At 41.8% G+C, this 19,777-nt stretch carries 17 protein-coding genes; 13 read left to right on the top strand and 4 right to left on the bottom strand.

Annotated features, from left to right (window positions below; genetic code table 11):
- Window positions 1-276 precede the first annotated feature (276 nt).
- The 10 genes from FC51_RS09190 to FC51_RS09145 all read left to right on the top strand — a co-directional run bounded on the left by FC51_RS09190 (window position 277) and on the right by FC51_RS09145 (window position 11,343).
- The gene (locus FC51_RS09190; protein WP_057909634.1) at window positions 277-699 is read left to right on the top strand and encodes a hypothetical protein; all 423 of its coding nucleotides are present in this window, start codon (window positions 277-279) and stop codon (window positions 697-699) included.
- Window positions 700-1,219: 520 nt separating this feature from the next.
- A complete protein-coding gene (locus tag FC51_RS09185; RefSeq protein WP_057909633.1) occupies window positions 1,220-1,732 on the top strand; it encodes a helix-turn-helix domain-containing protein in 513 nt (170 codons plus the stop codon).
- 427 nt (window positions 1,733-2,159) lie between these two features.
- Complete coding sequence (locus FC51_RS09180; protein ID WP_057909632.1) at window positions 2,160-3,248, top strand: ABC transporter ATP-binding protein; 1,089 nt, start codon at window positions 2,160-2,162, stop codon at window positions 3,246-3,248.
- Complete coding sequence (locus FC51_RS09175; protein ID WP_057909631.1) at window positions 3,241-4,203, top strand: carbohydrate ABC transporter permease; 963 nt, start codon at window positions 3,241-3,243, stop codon at window positions 4,201-4,203. Before FC51_RS09180 ends, FC51_RS09175 begins: the two co-directional genes overlap by 8 nt.
- Window positions 4,203-5,033 carry a carbohydrate ABC transporter permease gene (locus FC51_RS09170; protein ID WP_057909630.1) on the top strand — a complete coding sequence of 277 codons (831 nt, stop codon included), beginning with the start codon at window positions 4,203-4,205 and terminating at the stop codon, window positions 5,031-5,033. The genes FC51_RS09175 and FC51_RS09170 overlap by 1 nt, the downstream gene beginning before the upstream one ends.
- A complete protein-coding gene (locus FC51_RS09165; protein WP_057909629.1) occupies window positions 5,030-6,394 on the top strand; it encodes an ABC transporter substrate-binding protein in 1,365 nt (454 codons plus the stop codon). The genes FC51_RS09170 and FC51_RS09165 overlap by 4 nt, the downstream gene beginning before the upstream one ends.
- A gap of 75 nt (window positions 6,395-6,469) precedes the next feature.
- Window positions 6,470-7,165 (top strand): glycerophosphodiester phosphodiesterase family protein, encoded by a 696-nt coding sequence (locus tag FC51_RS09160; protein WP_057909628.1) that lies wholly within the window; start codon window positions 6,470-6,472, stop codon window positions 7,163-7,165.
- 200 nt (window positions 7,166-7,365) lie between these two features.
- Window positions 7,366-9,129 (top strand): ABC transporter ATP-binding protein, encoded by a 1,764-nt coding sequence (locus tag FC51_RS09155; RefSeq protein WP_057909627.1) that lies wholly within the window; start codon window positions 7,366-7,368, stop codon window positions 9,127-9,129.
- Entirely contained in the window at window positions 9,129-10,880 is a 1,752-nt protein-coding gene (locus FC51_RS09150) for an ABC transporter ATP-binding protein (RefSeq protein ID WP_057909626.1), read from the top strand. The genes FC51_RS09155 and FC51_RS09150 overlap by 1 nt, the downstream gene beginning before the upstream one ends.
- 13 nt (window positions 10,881-10,893) lie before the next feature.
- Window positions 10,894-11,343: a MarR family winged helix-turn-helix transcriptional regulator gene (locus tag FC51_RS09145; protein WP_057909625.1), complete on the top strand. Its 450-nt coding sequence runs from the start codon at window positions 10,894-10,896 to the stop codon at window positions 11,341-11,343.
- 414 nt (window positions 11,344-11,757) lie between these two features.
- Here the strand turns inward: FC51_RS09145 and FC51_RS09140 are convergent, their stop codons facing one another.
- The 3 genes from FC51_RS09140 to FC51_RS09130 all read right to left on the bottom strand — a co-directional run bounded on the left by FC51_RS09140 (window position 11,758) and on the right by FC51_RS09130 (window position 14,885).
- The gene (locus FC51_RS09140) at window positions 11,758-13,407 is read right to left on the bottom strand and encodes a peptide ABC transporter substrate-binding protein (RefSeq protein WP_057909624.1); all 1,650 of its coding nucleotides are present in this window, start codon (window positions 13,405-13,407) and stop codon (window positions 11,758-11,760) included.
- Window positions 13,408-13,682: 275 nt separating this feature from the next.
- Window positions 13,683-14,531, bottom strand: a complete 849-nt coding sequence (locus tag FC51_RS09135) for an aldo/keto reductase (RefSeq protein WP_057909623.1) — start codon at window positions 14,529-14,531, stop codon at window positions 13,683-13,685.
- A 57-nt stretch (window positions 14,532-14,588) separates the two neighbouring features.
- On the bottom strand, window positions 14,589-14,885 hold the full coding sequence (locus FC51_RS09130) for a hypothetical protein (RefSeq protein WP_057909622.1): 297 nt from the start codon (window positions 14,883-14,885) through the stop codon (window positions 14,589-14,591).
- A gap of 179 nt (window positions 14,886-15,064) precedes the next feature.
- On the opposite strand from FC51_RS09130, the gene hemH reads away from it, so the two are divergent.
- Genes hemH through FC51_RS09115 form a run of 3 tightly spaced genes read left to right on the top strand, consistent with a single transcriptional unit; the run spans window position 15,065 to window position 18,142 of the window.
- Entirely contained in the window at window positions 15,065-16,018 is a 954-nt protein-coding gene (gene hemH, locus FC51_RS09125; RefSeq protein WP_057909621.1) for a ferrochelatase, read from the top strand.
- Window positions 16,018-17,346, top strand: coding sequence for an Nramp family divalent metal transporter (locus FC51_RS09120; protein ID WP_057909620.1), 1,329 nt, complete (start codon window positions 16,018-16,020; stop codon window positions 17,344-17,346). The genes hemH and FC51_RS09120 overlap by 1 nt, the downstream gene beginning before the upstream one ends.
- A gap of 34 nt (window positions 17,347-17,380) precedes the next feature.
- Window positions 17,381-18,142 (top strand): flavodoxin family protein, encoded by a 762-nt coding sequence (locus tag FC51_RS09115; RefSeq protein ID WP_057909619.1) that lies wholly within the window; start codon window positions 17,381-17,383, stop codon window positions 18,140-18,142.
- On the opposite strand, the gene FC51_RS09110 is transcribed toward FC51_RS09115, so the two are convergent.
- Window positions 18,139-19,536, bottom strand: a complete 1,398-nt coding sequence (locus FC51_RS09110; RefSeq protein ID WP_057909618.1) for a tetratricopeptide repeat protein — start codon at window positions 19,534-19,536, stop codon at window positions 18,139-18,141. The genes FC51_RS09115 and FC51_RS09110 overlap by 4 nt on opposite strands.
- Window positions 19,537-19,777: the final 241 nt, after the last annotated feature.

Here is a 19,777-nt window from a genome sequence, read left to right as displayed (position 1 = left end):
ACCTACATTTTTAAACTGCCCTTGACACATTTATTCTGACTTCAATTATAATTATGAGTAACTAATTTAATCCTTGAAGGGGGTCTTACTGTTGGCGTCGACAATAAATGAAAAGTTTAAATATGTTATTCAAACAAACAATAAGACTGAGTTTAAACAAGTTGTAGATCGTCTTAGCGGAGTTCACAAAAATCTAACTACGGATCAAAAACAGAAACGACAGGATTTGATTGATAACGCCGTAAAATCATTACGAAAAGCGAGATATCATTTCTAATGATTAAAAAATATAATATATCTCAGTTAATTGACTTAAATATTTTGAATAAATTTGATTGTGGCGAGCAGATAGTTAATGACTTCATTAGAAACCGTGCATGTATCTATGAAGATCAAAACTTAATGTCCACCACAATTTTTTATGATACAGACAAGAAAATGGTGGTTGGCTTTTATTCTATTTCTTCCAGCATTGTTGAAGTTAAGTCTTATTATGACGTAAAAAACTTTAACGAAAAGGTAAGTATGCCAGAAGAAAATCCCTTAGGAGCGTCGTTTCCTGCAATCGAAATTGGCTGGTTTGGTGTCAGCATAGAAATGCAAAGAAGGACCATTGGAACAAGCATGATGGTTACATTATTTGAAGATATCATCCGTTCTAGGTATATTTATAATATGGATTTAGTGATGTCATTGTGAGCGCGCTTCCGGGTGCAGTAGAATTTTATGAGCAGTTTGGATTTAGATACTTACACAAAGATTTTGATCAATTCGGCCAGATTGAACAATCTTATCCAATGTATTTGGATTTAAACTACCTGACTGAAATTTATGAGAAAGAGACTGGAACCAGTATTTATTAGTCCCGAGCTAACTTCTCAAGCATTTTTTGTGCATGACACAATCAAGTCCAATTGCAAACACCGAATGATACTGAAAACAGCTCATATTTTTATTAAACCAGTTCACCGAATACGGTTTTGTAACCAGTCAAGCGGGCTCGGAGCAGTTGATCTTCCGAAGTTGACGTTGTCTATAAGTGTCGACAAATTAAGGATTCAAGAGTTAAACAAACGGAAACCGACGCAAACTTAAAAATGTAAAGTTTGCGTTATTTTTTTGTGCAACCACTTGGTGCTAGCTGATGGGTAGACTTTCCGAAAAGTTATTTGTATATTAGGGACAACCAATCAATTATTTTAGAAAGAAGTTGAATTTAGTGCAAATTGGAAAAGTACTTCAGCAACAAAGGATTCAGCATCACTGGTCACAAGCTGAATTAGCTGATAAGTTAAATATTTCTCGCCAGTCAATTTCTAAGTGGGAACAGGATGTGAGCCTTCCAAGTTTTGCTAACGTTGTTGCGATCAGTGATCTATTCAAAATATCACTGGATGATCTTATTAGAGGAGATGACGAGCTGATGAGCAAGTTGATGACTAACAAAAAAATGAGTCCAGTGGCAAAAATGATATGGTGGGCCTTTGGAATTGCAATTATGATGTACGTGATTTTGATGGTAGCTGGGGTTGGAGAAAAAAGCCTAAATGAGTGGATTCAATTACCACTAATTGTGAGTTTCGCCGGGCTGGTTTTTACAGTTAACTGGCGGCAACTGAATCGTTCTTTATCTAAGCCTGCCATAATCTTGGGAATTATTTTCTTGACTTCGCTGATTGTACCCAATATATATAGCTTTGTTCAGGGATTTATTCAAGGAATGGCTGAATAATGTGACGTTTTCTCTAGAAGATAGGATCATGTTTCAAATTAATAATAAGGAGATATCGAAAGCAACTACAACTTCGATATCTCCTTATTTTATTGCGGTTATAATACCATCTCAGCAGATATCATGAAGATTCCCCCGAAGTACGACAAGAGCCCTTTTTCAGAAAAATAAACACCGGCAAAAGAAATAAGGCCACCGATTATAAATAACAAATGGAACTAATGGCGCATTTAAGTTTCTCCTATACTATGCAATTACTATTTTCTCAAGTTATAGCATAATCAATCCCACTTTATATGAAACCTAATCAAATATTTACAAACAATATCATTTTTTTACTTTCAATTTACATTAATGAAACGGGCAATTTACATTGAACCCCCACAATAATGTTTGTAACGAAATAAATGATTTTGAGGTGAGATATTTGTCAATTACTTTAAGAAACGTCCGTAAAGATTACGACGCCCAAACAGATGTCCTGGAGGATATTTCGGTAAAGGTTGAGACTGGCGAGTTCTTCGTCATCGTCGGCCCCTCCGGATGTGGGAAAAGTACGCTGCTCAGAATGATTGCCGGCTTGACGCCAATTACAGCAGGCGAGGTCAGTATCGATGATAAGGTCGTCAATGACTTACCACCTAAGGCTCGAAAATTAACGATGGTCTTTCAAAACTATGCCTTGTTCCCATTCATGAGTGTTTGGGACAACGTTGCGTTTGGCTTAAAGGCGCGCAAAATGGATCAATCAGATATTAAACAACGCGTTGATAAAGCACTTAAAATGGTTAATTTGACAGAACTGGGTAAACGCAAGCCCCGTGAACTATCCGGCGGTCAACGACAACGGGTGGCACTTGCCCGTGCGGTTGCCAGTGATGCCAAAATTTGTTTGATGGACGAACCATTGTCCAACTTGGATGCCCAACTCCGAATTAAAATGCGTCAAGAAATTTACGCACTGCAAAGAAAACTTGGGCTGACGTTAATTTATGTAACCCATGATCAAGTGGAAGCAATGACCATGGCCGACCACATTATGGTGCTCAACGACAAACACGTGCAGCAAATTGGCACGCCAAGCGAAATTTACCAAAACCCAGCCAATGACTTCGTGGCAAAATTCTTTGGGACACCACAAATTAATATTTTATCAGCCAAACGTTCCAAGACTGATCATCACGTATTGAACGTTTCATCAGACTTGGAAATTGCCCTTGATCAAGAAGTACCGGCAGAAGATGTCAAAATTGGGATTCGCCCAGATGATATGAAAGCTGAAGCCGCGGACAGCATCGAATCCAACGCAGTCGTTAAAAACACTGAATTTCTGGGAGACGAAACAATCGTCTACGCCACGCTTAATAGTGGAGAGAACATTCACGTTGTTGTTCCCGGCCAAGTTAACTACCGAATCTACCAACCAATCAAAGTCAGTGCAGATTCCAACTTGATGTTTTTTGATGCAAAAGGCGATCGATTAAACATTTCTAAGGAGGCTTATGTACATGCTTAAATCACCAGCACAGAGTACGCCGACCACACCACTTTCGGTTGAAAAGACGAAGAATAAGCTGAAAGCCCAGGAAGCTCATTTTTCCTTAAATGCCAAGGATAAGTATTTTGCTTGGATATTCTTGGGACCTTCACTATTGATCTTAGGCGTTTTCATTTTTTACCCAATGTTTCGGACCCTTTACCTGAGTTTATTTTTAACCAATACTGTCGGCAAGGCCACGGTGTTTGTTGGTCTCTCCAATTATATTAATTTGCTAACCTCAGCTGATTATATCTCCAGTGTTGGAGTTACGCTCTTCTATGTATTTGCAGTGACCATCATCACGATTGCGTTAGGGCTATTGTTGGCCAACCTGGCAAGCAAACGCCTTCCTGGAATTGGGATTTTTAGGACATTATTTTCGGCAACTATGGGGGTTTCAGTCTCCGTTGCCGCTATCTTCTGGCTATTCATTTTTAACCCGTCAACTGGGTTCTTGTCCTTGATCAGTACCTGGATGCATTTGCCGCAAATCCCCTGGTTAACGAATCCGACTGCAGCGATGTGGGCAGTCATTATTACCACCGTTTGGATGAACCTGGGCTTTACGTTCTTGATTTTACTTGGCGCAATGTCCTCAGTTCCAACCACGTTGTATGAAGCAGCCAACATTGAGGGGGCTTCTTCTCGGTTCCAATTCTTTCACATCACGGTGCCATCAATCTCGCCAACCTTGTTCTTCGTATCCATCATTACCTTGATTGAATCATTTAAGAGCTTTGGCCTGATTGATTTGATGACAAAAGGTGGCCCAACGAACGCAACAAATATGCTGGTCTACCGTATTTACAAGGATGCCTTTTACAGCGGTAATTATGCTCAGGCAAGTGCCGAATCCATTATTCTCACAATTATTATCGCTGCCTTCACATACCTTCAATTCAAAGTCTTAGAAAAGCGGGTGAATTACTAATGGATATCGTCACAAAGCCGAAGTTGTCCCGGCGAATTTGGGACTATGCACTACTGACAATTCTCGCAATTGTTGTTTTAGCACCGTTTCTGATCGGTCTGTGGACCAGCTTTTTACCAACAATGCAAATTGCTCAGGGAAATTTCTTGAGCACCAAAGTTTCCTTCCAGAACTATATTGATGCCTTTACGCAAACGCCAATTCTCAGGTATCTGGGAAATAGTCTGGTGATTTCAACGGCTACCATGATTGCCCAACTGATCTTTTGTTCGATGAGTGCCTATGCATTTGTCTTCTTGAAGTTCAGGGGTCGTAAATTCTTATTTGGTTTATTTTTGGCAACGATGATGCTGCCGTTTGAAGCTGAAATCATTCCCAACTTTCAAACAGTTAAAGCAATGGGCCTGTTAAACAGCTACTCAGTAATGGTGATTCCATTTCTAACATCAGCTTTTGGTGTCTTTATGCTCCGTCAGTCATTTATGCAAATGCCAATTGAGTTAAAGGAAGCTGCTGATATTGAAGGGCTCGGTCACTTTCAATTTTATTGGAAAATGGTGCTACCCTATAACCGCATTCCGCTGATGACTTTGGGTGCCTACAGCTTCTTGGGCGCTTGGAATCAGTACTTGTGGCCAATGCTGACCACCTTCAGTAATGATTTTCGCCCGGTTCAAAATGGATTGCGTCAACTTCAATCTGAAGAGACATTTAACGATTGGGGCATGATTCAAGCTACTGCAGCGATCGTGGTCATTCCAACCTTAATTGTCCTTTTTATCGGACAACATTACTTCAAGTCAGGTGTGAATGAAGGTGCTGGTAAATGATGAAAAAATTGACAGCATTCCTCAAAGCATATGCGTTACCGATTTTTGCGGTTTTTGCCATTGTCTTGGGTATCGTTTTTGTAAATGGCTCCAAAAATGCGACCTCTGCCAAGGCCGGTCGCACACCAGTTGTTTTCTGGAATGAAATGGGTGGCCCAGCTGAAGTTGCACTTGATAAACTAGTGGATGATTTTAACAAGTCACAAAACAAGTACGAGGTAATTCCTCAATACCAAGGGGCTTATGATGAAGCGGTTCAAAAGATTATCCAAAGTCACGGAACGAGTGCGTCGCCTGCATTATTCCAGTCGTTTGATATTTCAACCGCGCAAATGATGCACAGTAAGTACACCACCCCTGTTCAGAAGTTTATTGATGAAGACAACTATGACGTCAGTGACATTTCACCTGTTGCCCGATCGTTTTACTCAAACAAGGGTAAGCAGCTGGCCATGCCGTTTAATACGTCACAACCGGTGTTATACTACAACGCATCATTGTTCAAAAAGTATGGTGTAACGCCACCTTCCAAATCACCAAGTTATAGTGAGGTTACCCGAGCAGCTAAAGAGCTTTACGAAAAGTCTCATCACAAGGTTAAGGGGATGACGATGGAGATTTATGGCTGGCTGATGGAAGAAGCTCTTGCCAACGCACATACGTCACTCATCAATAACGGTGATGGTCATACGGGAACGCCAACTAAGATTAATTTGAATAATCCAACGACTAAAAAGTTTTTGAGCTGGATTCGAACGAATATTAAATCCGGCGACTTCGTCAACTATGGCTCTGGTTCGAGTGCCGAAAACAACGAAATTGCCGCATTCCTGGCAAATAAGTTGGGTATCTTTGTTCAATCATCAGCCTACATCGGTCAGTTAACGACCGGGACCAAGAACAAGCTGGGTATTTCATACTTCCCACATCCAGATGGTGTTAAAGCCAATGGTGTCGGGATCGGTGGTGCGGCTCTGTGGATTTCAAATGACAAGCCTAAAAAGACGCAAAGAGGTGCATGGGAATTCATCAAATTCGCCGAAAAATCCAAGAATCAAGCTGAATGGCAAAAGGCCACCGGCTACTTGGCTTTGAACAAGAACTCACAGAAGGAAAAAGTCTTGCAAGACTTGTACAAAAAGATTCCTGCGGCCAAAGTTCCTGGCGAGCAGTTGGCCAGTGCCAAGCCAAATAACACCAACTCCGGAATTTTGATGGAGGGGATGCAGTTGACTCGTGAACTGGAAGAAACGGCGATGGAAACCGTTTATGACGGCGGCAATATCAACAGCGCATTAAACACCGCTAATAAGGCGATGAATGCGAACCTGAAGACGACCAACAAAGCAAATGGCAGATAGCTTCCATTAAGGCATGAAGACGTCTTGAAGGGAAGCATATTAAGAGAGTTGAAGGACTGAAAGGAAGTCATAATATTGACTAATAGAACACTGATTTTTGGACACCGCGGGTACCCATTTAAATTCCCCGAAAATTCTTTAAAAGGATTCAAATATGCCATTGATCATGGTATTGATGGCTTAGAATTTGATGTTCACCTGACTAAAGACAATGTTCCCGTCATCATGCACGATGAAAAGATTAACCGAACGACAGACGGTAGCGGACTGATTCGTTCGTATACTTTGAAGGAACTTCAACAGTTTCATATGCGGGATGGCGAGACCATTCCGATGCTAAAAGACCTGTTGTCATTGGCCGTTCACCGTCCAGTTCATTTGAATCTTGAGTTCAAGACCAACAAGATTCATTATCCCAACATTGAGCAAATCGTTCTTGACTTGGTTAAGCAGTATGACTTGACGTATCCGGTGATCTACTCCTCGTTTAACCTGGACTCATTAAAGAAGGCTTACCAGATTGATCCAAGCCAACAATATTGCCTGTTGTCTGATCACGTGATTAAGGATGCTAAAGCCCTGATCATCAAGGAGCACCTCGCCGGACTTCACTTGAGTCACTATCAGCCGTTAGCAAACGTTGATGAGCGAATTTGGACGGTGGATGATCCAAAGACGCAAGAGAAGCTGCTGGCGGATCACGTTGCCGGGATTATCACAGATAATTTTGAGCAGGCGATTCGGTTGAAGAATCGTCCAGTTGCAATGTAACTTTGGACGTTTTAAATTAAGGAACTGTATTTTGGTTCCTTTTTTTGTTGGTTTGGGATTTGGTATTAAAAGTGTTGACAATTAAAATTAAGCGGATATAATAGTTAGCATGCTAATTAATTGGGGTGCTATGTGACTTTTTCATGCACAAACTCCACATATAGTTAGCATGCTAATAAAAGCTTAATGGAGATGAAGAAATGTTTAAACTACTAAAACGACTTAATAAGCGAGAATATGCCATGATCGCAATCAGTACGATATTCATCGCCATTCAAGTATGGCTTGAATTGAAAATTCCTGATTATATGACCCAAATTACCACTGCTTTGGGAACTTCAGGAAGTACGACAACGGATATTTTGGATCCTGGATTAAAAATGTTGGCTCTTTCTATTCTGAGTATGTGTTCGGCAATTATTGTCGGTTACTTTGCCGCACACGTTGCTGCTGGATTTAGTGCCAGAATTCGGGGCAAAGTCTTTAACCAAGTGATGGATTACTCAACTGAAGATATTAATCAGTTCTCAATTCCAAGCTTGTTGACCCGGTCAACAAATGATATTACTCAGATTCAAACATTCATTGCAATGGGGATGCAAGTTATCATTAAAGCACCTATCACGGCAGTATGGGCCATCACGAAGATTGCAAATAAAGGATGGCAATGGACTTTAGCCACAGGAATCGCTGTAGCACTTTTAGTAATTGCGTTGACGATTATCCTATCTTTGGTACAGCCAAAATTTAAGATGGTTCAGAAGTTAACCGATAAATTAAATCAAACAACTCGTGAAAACTTAAGTGGACTGCGGGTTGTGCATGCTTTCAATGCTGAACAATTCCAAAATCAAAAATTTGATAAAGCTAATCATGAACTGACCGGAGCTAACTTATTTGCCAACCGGGTTCTCGCTTTGATGAACCCAGTAATGACGTTAATCTCTAATGGTCTTACCTTGGCAGTCTACGCAATTGGTGCGGTATTAATTGAAAATGCAGCAATGGGTGCTGGACGGCTAACACTGTTTAGCAATATGATCGTTTTCTCATCGTATGCGATGCAGGTTATTTTAGCGTTCCTGCTGCTATCAATTATTTTTGTCATTCTGCCCCGGGTGACAGTTTCAGCTGGCCGAATCAATCAGGTTTTGAGTGTTAAACCAAACATTAATTATCCGGACAAAACCCAGCAGACGCCCACATCCATGGGAACAGTTGAATTTAGGGATGTTTCCTTTAAATTTAAGGATGCCGAAGCAAGTGCCATTGCACATTTGTCATTCAAGGCTGAACCAGGACAAACAGTCGCTTTCATCGGATCGACCGGTAGTGGGAAAAGTACCGTTTTGAACTTGCTTTCACATCAATATGACATTACCAGCGGACAAATATTAGTCGATGGCGTGGACATTCGTGACTACTCTGAATCGGATTTGAATAATCGTTTAGGCTATATTCCACAGAAAGCTGTTCTATTTAGTGGAACGATTCGTTCAAATATTAATTTTGGTAAAACCAATCAAACAAGTCCAATGAGTGATCAACAGATTATCGATGCTCTTAAGACAGCTCAAGCATGGGAATTTGTTAGTTCGAACGAAAAGAAGCTGGATGCACCGGTTGCGCAGCACGGGGATAACTTCTCTGGCGGCCAAAAACAACGATTGGCGATTGCACGGGCAATTGCGCGAAACCCTGAAGTATTGATGTTTGATGATTCCTTTTCGGCTTTGGATTATGCAACTGACCGGAGACTTCGGGATGCCTTGAAACAAAATCGCCGTCGCACAACGAAACTCATTGTGGCACAGCGGATTAGTACAATTATGGATGCAGATGAGATTGTGGTACTAGATAAAGGTAAAGTTGTGGGTCAAGGAACCCATCAACAATTATTGAAAAATAATGACGTGTATCAAGAAATCGCATACTCACAGCTGTCAAAGGAGGAATTGGCGTAATGACAAAACAAACGAATTTAATTCCCGGTATCAAAAAATATGGTAGACCTTATATTCCTCAAGTAATTATTGCTGTTTTCCTTGCGGCATTTGGCAATATTGCGACAATTGTGGGTCCTAATCAACTAAGTAAAATTACGAACTTAATTTCCAAGGGGCTTCGGGGGAGCATTGATGTCAGCCAGGTTATGAGAATTGTGGTAATCTTAGGGATCATCTATGGCGTCGGCGCACTGATGTCTTACGGACAAGGGTTTTTGATGGCAAATGTTTCGCAGAATTTTACCCGAGATTTGAGAACTAAGATTAGTCAGAAGATTAATCGTTTACCGATTTCCTATTATGACAAGCACGATGAGGGTGACACCTTAAGTCGGGTTACCAATGACTTGGATACTTTTGGTCAGGCCCTCAACCAAAGCTTAGGAACACTCATATCATCTATTGTGTTGATTGTTGGAACCATTCTCATGATGACGGTCACTAACTGGATTCTGAGTCTCACGGCAATTGTGTCCGCCTTTATCGGAATTGTTCTAACCGTTGTTCTTCTTCAGCACTCTCAAAAGTATTTTAACCAGCAACAGAACAATCTCGCTGACGTATCGGGCTATGTTGAAGAAGTTTATTCCGGCCATCAGGTGGTCAAAACTTATAATGGCACTAAAAATGCGAAGAAAGAATTTACAGACCGCAACCAGAAATTGGCAAGCAGTGTTTGGAAATCTCAATTCATTTCCGGAATTATGCAGCCATTGATGACATTTATCGGGAACTTAAGTTACGTTTCCGTGAGTGTAATTGGCGCTTTGCTGGTGTTAAACAATACAATTTCAATCGGCGTAGTTGTCGCCTTCATGGTATATGTTAGAATTTTCACACAACCACTTTCTCAAGTCACTCAAGCATTTTCCAGCCTCCAGTCAGCTAAAGCTGCATTGCACCGAGTCTTTGAGTTTCTCGAAGAACCAGATGATCAAGCTGACCAGGATGCAGACACTGAATTAAAGGATGTCAAAGGCCGGATTGATTTCGAACACGTTTCTTTTGGTTATAATCACAATGAAACAATTATTAAGGACTTTAATGCCCATATCGAACCTGGCGAAAAAGTAGCCATTGTTGGCCCAACAGGTTCAGGAAAGACGACGTTAATTAGTTTATTAATGGGCTTTTATCAAATTGACGAAGGCTCGATTAAGATTGATAATAAAAACATTAACACCATCACGAAGCAAAGCATCCGTGATCAGTTTGATATGGTTCTCCAGGATGCTTGGCTCTTTGAAGATACCATCATGAACAATTTGAAATATAATGATCCAAACATTGATGATGATCAAGTAATTGAAGCGGCCAAAGCGGTTGGTATTGATCATTTTATCCGAACGTTGCCAAAAGGGTACGATACCGTTCTTAATGATTCAGTAACGCTATCTGTTGGCCAAAAACAGTTAATGACAATTGCAAGAGCGCTTGTTCGAAATCGGCCAATGTTGATTTTGGATGAAGCTACTAGTTCAGTTGATACTCGAACTGAAGAACAGCTTCAAAAAGCCATGGACATTTTGACCAAAGGACGCACATCGCTGGTAATTGCCCATCGATTGTCAACAATCAAAAATGCCGACAAAATTATTGTGCTTAAAGATGGTAAAATCTTAGAGACAGGAAATCATCAAGAATTGATGAATGAAAATGGCTTCTATGCTAGTCTGTACAACAGTCAATTTGAAAGTCTAACTGCATAAGAGAGGAGCACAAATGAATAATTTTCAATTAGGGCCATTAATCAAAGCTGTTAATACGCTGTTTGAACGGGAACTGGATAACCAACTTTCTGCAAGAACCGATGTTCCAAGTTTGACCGGAGCACAAGCTAGACTGTTGGGATACCTGTTAACCCACGCCGAAACGATTGTTTATCAGCGTGATCTGGAAAATATATTTCATTTAAGCCGGCCAACTATTAACGGACTAGTCAAACGATTGAGGGAAAATAATTTTATCACCGTTTTTCCATCATCTGAAGACAAAAGATTCAAACAGGTTCAGTTAACAAAAACGACACGAGAACAAATGGAGGCACACCAAAAGGATTTTGAAAATATATTTGTTCGGATTGAAGGTCAGATGACCAAGGGGATGACTGAAAATGATGTTGAAACGTTCAGGACCTTGCTTGGAATTTGCTTGAAAAATCTACAAAAATAACGAATAAAAGGCAGTTTTGCGACACCAATCTCTAAAAGCAACTAGATTTAGACTGTAACAAAAGTGATTCATCGACAACTTAGTTTGTTCGGTGAATCACTTTTGTTATGGCGCCTTCTGTCACAATCTTTTCTTTTAGTATTTAAACTAATCATTCAACCAAGGCTGGCAAACCCAATCTTTTCAGCCACACAGAATCATTCAAAGTTACACGGACAAGCAAGTTGTTTCGATCGATGTTGCCAAAGTTTCGACTACGGGCAGATTGGTTCGTTGCTTAACCTGGGACGTCCTCGTGGTTCATACCACAGGAATAACGGGAATTTGTGATAGAAAACAAAAAAATCTAGGATCGGGTTTCGTCAGCAGCCGAAAAGTGGCTTTGACGGAATCTGATCCTAGATTTTTGCTTCATTATTTCGTAACGTACAAGCCTTTATAGCCGTTGCTCATGCCGGCCGGATTCCACACAAATCCATGGATATTCGTCCGCCAGAGTTGCGTCGTTGCTGGCTGGTACAGTGGGACAATTCCTTGATCTTTCATTAGGACTTTTTCAGCATTCACCAAATCGTCATAACGCTTGTCAGGATTGTTGGCATCGGTTGTCTTAGATGCTTCAATATACTTATCGTAAGTCGCGTTCACCCAATGACCGTTGTTAGTTGGATTGCTCTTTGTCAGCAGGTCCAAGAAATTGATTGGGTCCGCGAAGTCAGCGCCCCACGAGGAAACGACTAAGTCAAAATCACCGCTGGTTGAGCGGGACAATTTGCTCTTGGTGGGTACGTTATGAATCGTGATGCTCAATCCAGGTAGCTTGTTGAATTGACTCTGCAGGTATTGAGTCGTCTTTTTTGACTGATCTGTATCGTCACTTAGAAGCGATAAGTGGAGCTTCTTTTGACCAACTTGTTTCATGCCTTGCTGCCAAAGTTTCTTCGCCTGGGACTGATTATAGGCGACCCCATCTTTTTCATAGGCATCCTTGGCAAAATCAGCACCGGTCTTTGGATTACGGAAGAAGTTGGTTGAAACAAATCCCTTGGGTGCCGTTGAGCCGTCACGAAGAACTTGGCTGGCCAAAGTTTGTTTGTTAATGATACGAGAAAGTGCTTGACGAACTTTGGTATTCTTCAATGCCTTCACCCGTTTTTGGTTCATCTCCAGGTACATGGTCGAGCCGCCGACAAACTTTTTAAACTCGGGTCGATTCTTGTAGGTTGGGACTTCTTCTCCCGATAGACTAATCACATCGAGTTTATTTTGTTGGTAGAGTGACAATCCCGTACTTGGTGTTTTGATCACTTGGAAGTCGAGTTGGTGCGCCTTAACGTGTTTCTTGTCCCAATAATTGGGGTTCTTTGTCATAGTCCAAGTATCGCTGGTCCCGTTCCATTTGGAGAGGACAAACGGACCATTGTACGCGGTGGTTGCACTACTGGTTCCATATCGACTGCCATACTTCTTAACTGCGGATTCCTGTTGTGGGAAAAAGGTTGGAAATGCCAGTAATAGTTTGAAGTAAGGAACCGGGTGGCTAAGTTTGACCACCAATGTGTGGCTGTTTGGCGCATAAACACCTAATTTATTGGCAGACAGATGGCCCTTTTGGATGGCACTGTAGTTCTTGACACCTTCAAATAAATAGGAATACCCAGCAGCCGTTTTTGGATTGACAACTCGCCGCCAGCCGTAGACAAAGTCTTTGGCGGTCACAGGTTGGCCGTTATTCCATTTGTCGTTTGTCCGCAATTTGAACGTATAAGTTAAGCCATCGTTGGAAACTTTGGTGCTGGTAGCGAGGGCGTTTTCAATTTTTGATTTTGGCCCCAAGCGATAAATTCCTTCACTAATTTGGTAGAGGGGCGTCAAGCTGCCGCTATCAGAGGCTTTAGCGATGTCCAAAGTAGAAATCTCTGAACTGGTACTGAGATTGATCGTTTGGTCCTTTGCCATCTGTTTACTGGATTTAGTGGAAGAGCTGTTGTTACCGCAGCCGGCAAGTACCAGCATAACAGCGAGAACGCCAGTGATCATTAGTAAGTGTTTATTGAATTTCACGATTTAAACCTCTTTTTCGACATAAAAACTGCCAGCATCAAAAACCTGCTGGTCAGTTTTTTATTAATTTGTTGAGTTACTTTGAATTTGTTAGTACCAAGGCTACTATCCTATCATGGAATGGCGCACGTGGCAAATATGGTTCATTAAATAGCATGATTGGCGTTGTGGGAATCAGGGAACCGGCTAAGAGCAGTGACTAAAACAGCTTTGGCCAAGCCCGATCAAAGGGACTAAGTCAAAGTTGCATTTTAAATCATAAAATAAGGTCCATTTTATTCAAATTCTTCATACTCATTAGGGTCTTGGCCATCAACTCGACCATCAGGCTTTGATAATTGGTTAATTGCCTGAATTTCTTGATCAGTAAGCTTAAAGTCAAAAATGTCCTTATTTGATTTTTGGTGAACTAAATTACTTGAACGAGGAACAGGAATAACGCCTCTTTGAGAATGCCACCTTAGAATGATTTGGGCAGCATTTTTGTCATATTTTTTGGCCAAATCTTGGATCACGGGTTCCTTTAATGCGGCACTTCCTCGACCAAGCGGACTCCACGCTTCGGTGACAATTCCGCGCTTTTGGTCTTCGTTAACCATGCGCTCGTTATTCCAGTAAGGATGAACTTCAATTTGGTTAACGGCCGGTGTAACGCCGGTTTCATTAATGAGCCGGTCCAGATGTTCCGGTTCAAAATTAGAAACGCCAATTGAGCGAATTAAGCCGCGCTTCTGGGCATCAATCATTGCCTGAAAGGCCTCAACGTAGTGATTGCGCTTTGGCAACGGCCAGTGGATGAGATAAAGATCCAAATAGTCCAAACCAAGTCGATACAGCGTTTCTTGAATAGCCATTGTAGCTTCATCGTATTGATGATACTTTCCTGGTAACTTAGACGTCACAAAGAAATGTGCCCGCGGCATGCCTGATCGACGAATCGCTTCGCCAACCATTCCCTCATTATCGTAGTTGGTTGCCGTATCAAGGCCTCGATAACCTTGCTTGATAGCTTCCATGACCTGTTGAAGTCCAGCGCCACCGCGAATTTGGTAGGTGCCAAACTGGACTTCAGGGATGGTGTAGCCATCGTTCATTGTCATTTCTGGAATTGAATCATTTGCCATTGCTTTACCTCCACACACTTAACTCATAGCCGTCTATATATTAATTACGTTAAAAGGCTATGGATTCTTTTTATTTTTTATTGGTTTAGAAGCGGGATCCTTGACCGGCTCCTGCTCAATTTTTTTGACGGTGATGTACCAGCCGACCTGCATCGATTTATTCGGGTTAATATATTCAACACTAAACTCATATTGTTTTGCGCTTGGACTTTTTTCGATCAAAAGATTTTTGACCGCCAAGGCATCGGCTCGACTTTCGAACCGGAGATTACTATTGGTGCTGTACCCACTATGCTTGCTGGGATCGTTATACGTCTGGTTAAAAAAATCCAGATAGTCTTTGGAGTCGTTCAAGGTATCACGTCCTTCCCACTTTCCATTGTAACCAACATGGCGCATAATTTCATGGTTGACGCAGAATTAAGTGATAAAAAGAATTTTTCAGTACCTACCTTAATTATTTACAGGTATTGAATTGTTTTTCACATAGGAAACCTCTAAAATATAGGATATACGGCGAGGAGGGGATCGTCATGGGAAAAAAGGGCTTGTTACTGGTGAATCTAGGGTCACCAGTTTCACCAAGCAACACCGACGTAAAAGCATATCTGACAGAATTTTTAAGCGATCAAAATGTTGTGACGCTGCCGAAATGGTTTTGGCAGCCAATTTTGCGTGGAATGGTATTGCCCATGCGGACTTGGCGCTCAGCGACTTTTTACCAGCATATGTGGACTAAGGCGGGATCGCCATTAACAGCTTACACAGAGATCATGCAGCAAAAAGTTCAACAGATTTTGGCGGATTGGGACGTCCAGTATGCGATGAACTATGGGCAGCCACGGATTGTAGACGTGTTGCGGCAAATGCATCAAAATGGGGATAGCGATATTGTTGTTATTCCATTGTTTCCTAATTATACCCAGAGTACGCACGATACGATTATCGAAAAGGTCCAGGCGTCCGGGGTTAAAACACACCTGGTTAAAAATTTTGATGATCAGCCAACCTATCGACAAATTTTAGCTCGGCAAGTCGATGATGCATACGCGAAGAAGGATTATGATGCGGTTATCTTCAGTTACCACGGCATTCCGATGTCGATGGTTAAGAAGGGTGACCCCTATCCTCAGGAATGTGTGGCAACCACCCAAGGGGTTCAGAAATATCTCCGCAAGGTTCCTGCAGAAAAGGTGCAGACCGTCTATCAGTCAAAGTTTGGACCGATGCCATGGCTAAAGCCATATTTAAAGAATACGTTGATGGAACTGGCGGCAATGGGCAAACGAAGCGTGTTATTAGTGACACCATCTTTTGTTGAGGATTGTCTGGAGACACTTGAAGAAAATAATGTTCAAAATTACCAAACTTTCAAGGCTAGCGGTGGCAATACCTTTGATGCCGTAAAGCCGATGAATGGAAGTGATGACTTTTGCCAGTTCTTGGCCGATCTCAGTGTGAAACAATTATCTGAGGGGGCTGACTGATGAGTCAAAATGAAACGCATAGAAGCCTTGACGAAATTAATCAAAGCGTCGAGGTTCCAAGTGTTTATGAAACGTCATTTGTCCAAAAATTTTTAGCCTATAGTGGACCGGGCGCATTGGTTGCCGTTGGCTATATGGATCCCGGAAACTGGCTCACGTCCTTGTCGGGTGGTAGTCAATTTCGATATTCATTATTATCGGTTCTGCTGATGTCCATTCTCGTCGCAATGTTTATGCAGACGCTATCAATCAAATTGGGGGTTGTGGCACGCTTGGATTTGGCCCAGGCGATTGCCCAGAAGGTCCCCAAGTCCGGCCGGTATACATTATGGATTATTAATGAATTAGCGATGATGGCGACGGATATGACAGGCGTTGTTGGAACAGCGATTGCATTGAAACTCTTATTTGGCCTGCCACTGTTGTACGGTATTTTATTAACGATTTTAGATGTTTTGTTAGTGCTATTATTTTTAAGATTTGGAATTAGAAGAATTGAATTAATTGTTTTGGCATCAATATTGACGGTTGGGATTATTTTTGGCATTGAAGTTGGCCGATCCAACCCGAATATGGTGCAGATTATTAGCGGTATGGTGCCAACTTCGAAAATTCTCACCAATCATGAAATGCTGATTATGAGTTTAGGGATTGTTGGGGCAACGATTATGCCGCACAACGTTTACTTGCATTCATCGTTGGCGCAAAGTCGCCGTTACGATTATCACGATCCCAAGCAGGTCAAAGAGGCTTTGCGGTTTGCGAAATGGGATTCGAATGTGCATTTGGTGGCGGCGTTCCTAATTAACGCCTTACTCCTGATATTGGGTGGAACGCTGTTCTTTCACACTGGCGGTCAGCTGTCTGCATTTCAAGATGTCTATAATGGATTGAAAAATTCGGCAGTGGTTGGCAGCTTGGCAAGTCCGTTGATGAGTACATTGTTTGCGTTCGCGTTACTGATTACGGGGATGATATCCTCAATTACCAGCACCTTGTCTGGGCAGATTGTAATGGAGGGTTACCTCCATATTCGATTGCCGCTTTGGGAACGTCGATTGCTCACCCGGTTTGTGACTTTGATTCCGATTTTGGCAATTGGGTTTTTGGTTGGATTTAACGATCATGACTTTGAACAAATTATTGTTTACGCCCAGATTGCCTTATCAATTGCACTGCCATTTACCTTATTTCCGATGGTGGCATTGACCAGCAACCGGGATTTAATGGGTGTTCATACCAATCAAAAATACGTCACCATTATCGGTTATCTACTGACGGCGATCATTACAGTCTTAAATCTTCAGTTTGTGTTCGCAGCATTTTAGGTTATGATCAAAAAATGTTAAAGGGGGATTGATCTTGAAAATACTTGGTATTTTAGGGTCACATAGAAGTGACGGCGTGACGAAAATGATGATGGATACGGTCTTATCAGGGGTCCAAGCACCCAATACCACTGAAACTGTTTATCTGGAAGACTTTCCATTTAAGCCGGACCAGGGGGATCAAAAGGATCCGGTATTGGATCAACTTGAACAAAAGATGCTGGAAAGTGACGTTTGGATTATTGCAGCACCAACTTATTGGGGCGGATTAGCAGGAAAAATGAAGGACTTCTTTGACTGCATGCGCCAGCGCTTGGTGCGTTTTGATCATGATGGCGGCACGCATCCGGATCGGTTTAAAGATAAGCACTACTTAAGCATTACGGATTGTTATACCGGTGCATTCGAAAACTGGGTTACCGGTGTGACCGATCAAAGTTTTCGAACGATCGATAAGGTGATGTCAGCTGCCGGGGTCATCAAAATCCATGAATTGGTTTTGACCAACACCTGGGGCATGAAAGAATTACCGGAAAATAAAAAACAGGCCTGCCTCAAATGGGGACATCGCCTGAATTCAGTCAAAAAGAGAGATGATAGTACATTGAAACGATATATTGAATTGTTCTTCATGGTTGCTGTAATGGCCCTGTTAACAATGGGTATTCAAGTTGGTTTGCGGTTGGTTTCCACTGCCGATTTTTGGTGGCGTTACGCATCGTTTGTGGTTATCTTCTACGTGTTGTTAGGATGTATTCTTCATTTCTTCACGGTCGTTAAACATCGTCGTCGTTAATGCAACTCGCCCTTTTTAATCAGTTTATCTTTTACCTTACCCAATTCTTCAGCCATTGCTGGACGAGTTGGGTATTTTTCGATCAAGCCATCAATCCACTTAATTGCGGTCTTGGGATTTCCAAATTCCGCGTAATTCTTAATTCTGCGACCCATTCGACGATAGGCTTGTCTGCTGGGGTTCTTGTCATTTAAGATCACGTTTTGGTAGTAGATGCGACTCACCATATCGGGATAGCTGTTGTAAAGGTGTTCGCTGTAGGTTTCCGTTAGTGAAGGATTCTGCATCACAAGTTGGATCAACTGGTCCCATTGGCCCTCTTTGTCTAAAACATAGGCGTTGTTCTCGGGTGTCAGATGCTTGGCGGCCAGTTGCATGATGCGTGGGCGCTCATTGTTCCACTGGCCGGTCTGCTTCAATAATTTTTTGAGTGGTTCAAACGCATCCGGATAGTTTGCGAATAAGCGTTTTTCGAGAACCTCCTGCTGCTTTTGCTGTTGGTCGGTGGCGTCATAAATCTTGATCAGATACCGCTCCCAAATTCGTCGCCAGCCCGGATCTTTTTCAGATGCCTGCAAGGACAGTCGTTCGGCTAATGGATAATCCTTATTTTGAATTGCATTTTGAATGGCAACTTCACGGATTTCTGGAATATCTTTATTTTCGTTCATAAATTCATAGGCCGCATCAGTTTGGCCTAGTTGAATTAAAATCCGGGCATTTAAGATTTTATCTTGAATTTGCGATTGGACCTGGTCATAGCCGGCTTCAACTGACTTGATAACATTTTTGGAAGCAGTTTGTATTAATTTTGCGGATTTTTCGGTGATGAGCGGTAACACATTATACAGAATCTTATAACGTTGCTCAGCCCAATCGGCAAATAGTTTCCGTTTGAATGTGCGAATGGCTTCTTTGACGAGTGCATCTTTTTGAGTGTCCAAGAGGGTTGGCGCAATGTTGGTGCTTAAATTTTTCATCGCGGAAAAGACGCGGTCAAAGGTATCGGTGAGGGCACCGGAACTACTATCCGCCGTTGAGAGCATCCGGCCACATGTGGTAACCACCAGTAATAATCCGGATAACGCGTGTTGGTAATGTCCCTGACGGAATCGAAGCATGTACTTGTTAATAATGTCATCCAGGGTATTGCAGACGTCAATACATCCCTGATAATCAATGAATCCGTAGGTCTTATTATGGCGAATCGTACTTTGGATGAGCTTTTTTGTTTTAGCAAATTCAGCATCTGTATCCAACTCACCAAATTGCGCGGTAACGTCTTGGAAAAATGAGGGGTCGTATTGTGCCTGGTTAATGATAAACTGACGTAGGCGATCTGGTGAGGCTTCGTTGACAGACTTGATAAGTGACTGTTTTTCTTCTGAATTCATCTTAGGTACACCCTCCTCTTACACTATCGGAATAGTCAAGTCGATATTATCATATTCTTAAGTTGTCTGCCAGCGCTTTCAGAGCTTGAAATAACTGGAAAAATTACAATTTTTCTGAGGTGTCTTCTTCAATGATTTCAATGATTCATAACAGGATGCCTATGATTTGAAAGAGGCACAAATCAAGGCGAGGCTGGCTCATGATGAGTTTGCGAATTACCTTTTAACAGAGAATATGCGA

The organism is Lentilactobacillus parabuchneri DSM 5707 = NBRC 107865 (assembly GCF_001435315.1).
In the GTDB taxonomy this organism is placed as follows: Bacteria; Bacillota; Bacilli; order Lactobacillales; family Lactobacillaceae; genus Lentilactobacillus; species Lentilactobacillus parabuchneri.
The sequence above is the reverse complement of the archived record's forward strand: the minus strand, read 5'-3'. Positions and strand labels throughout refer to the sequence as shown.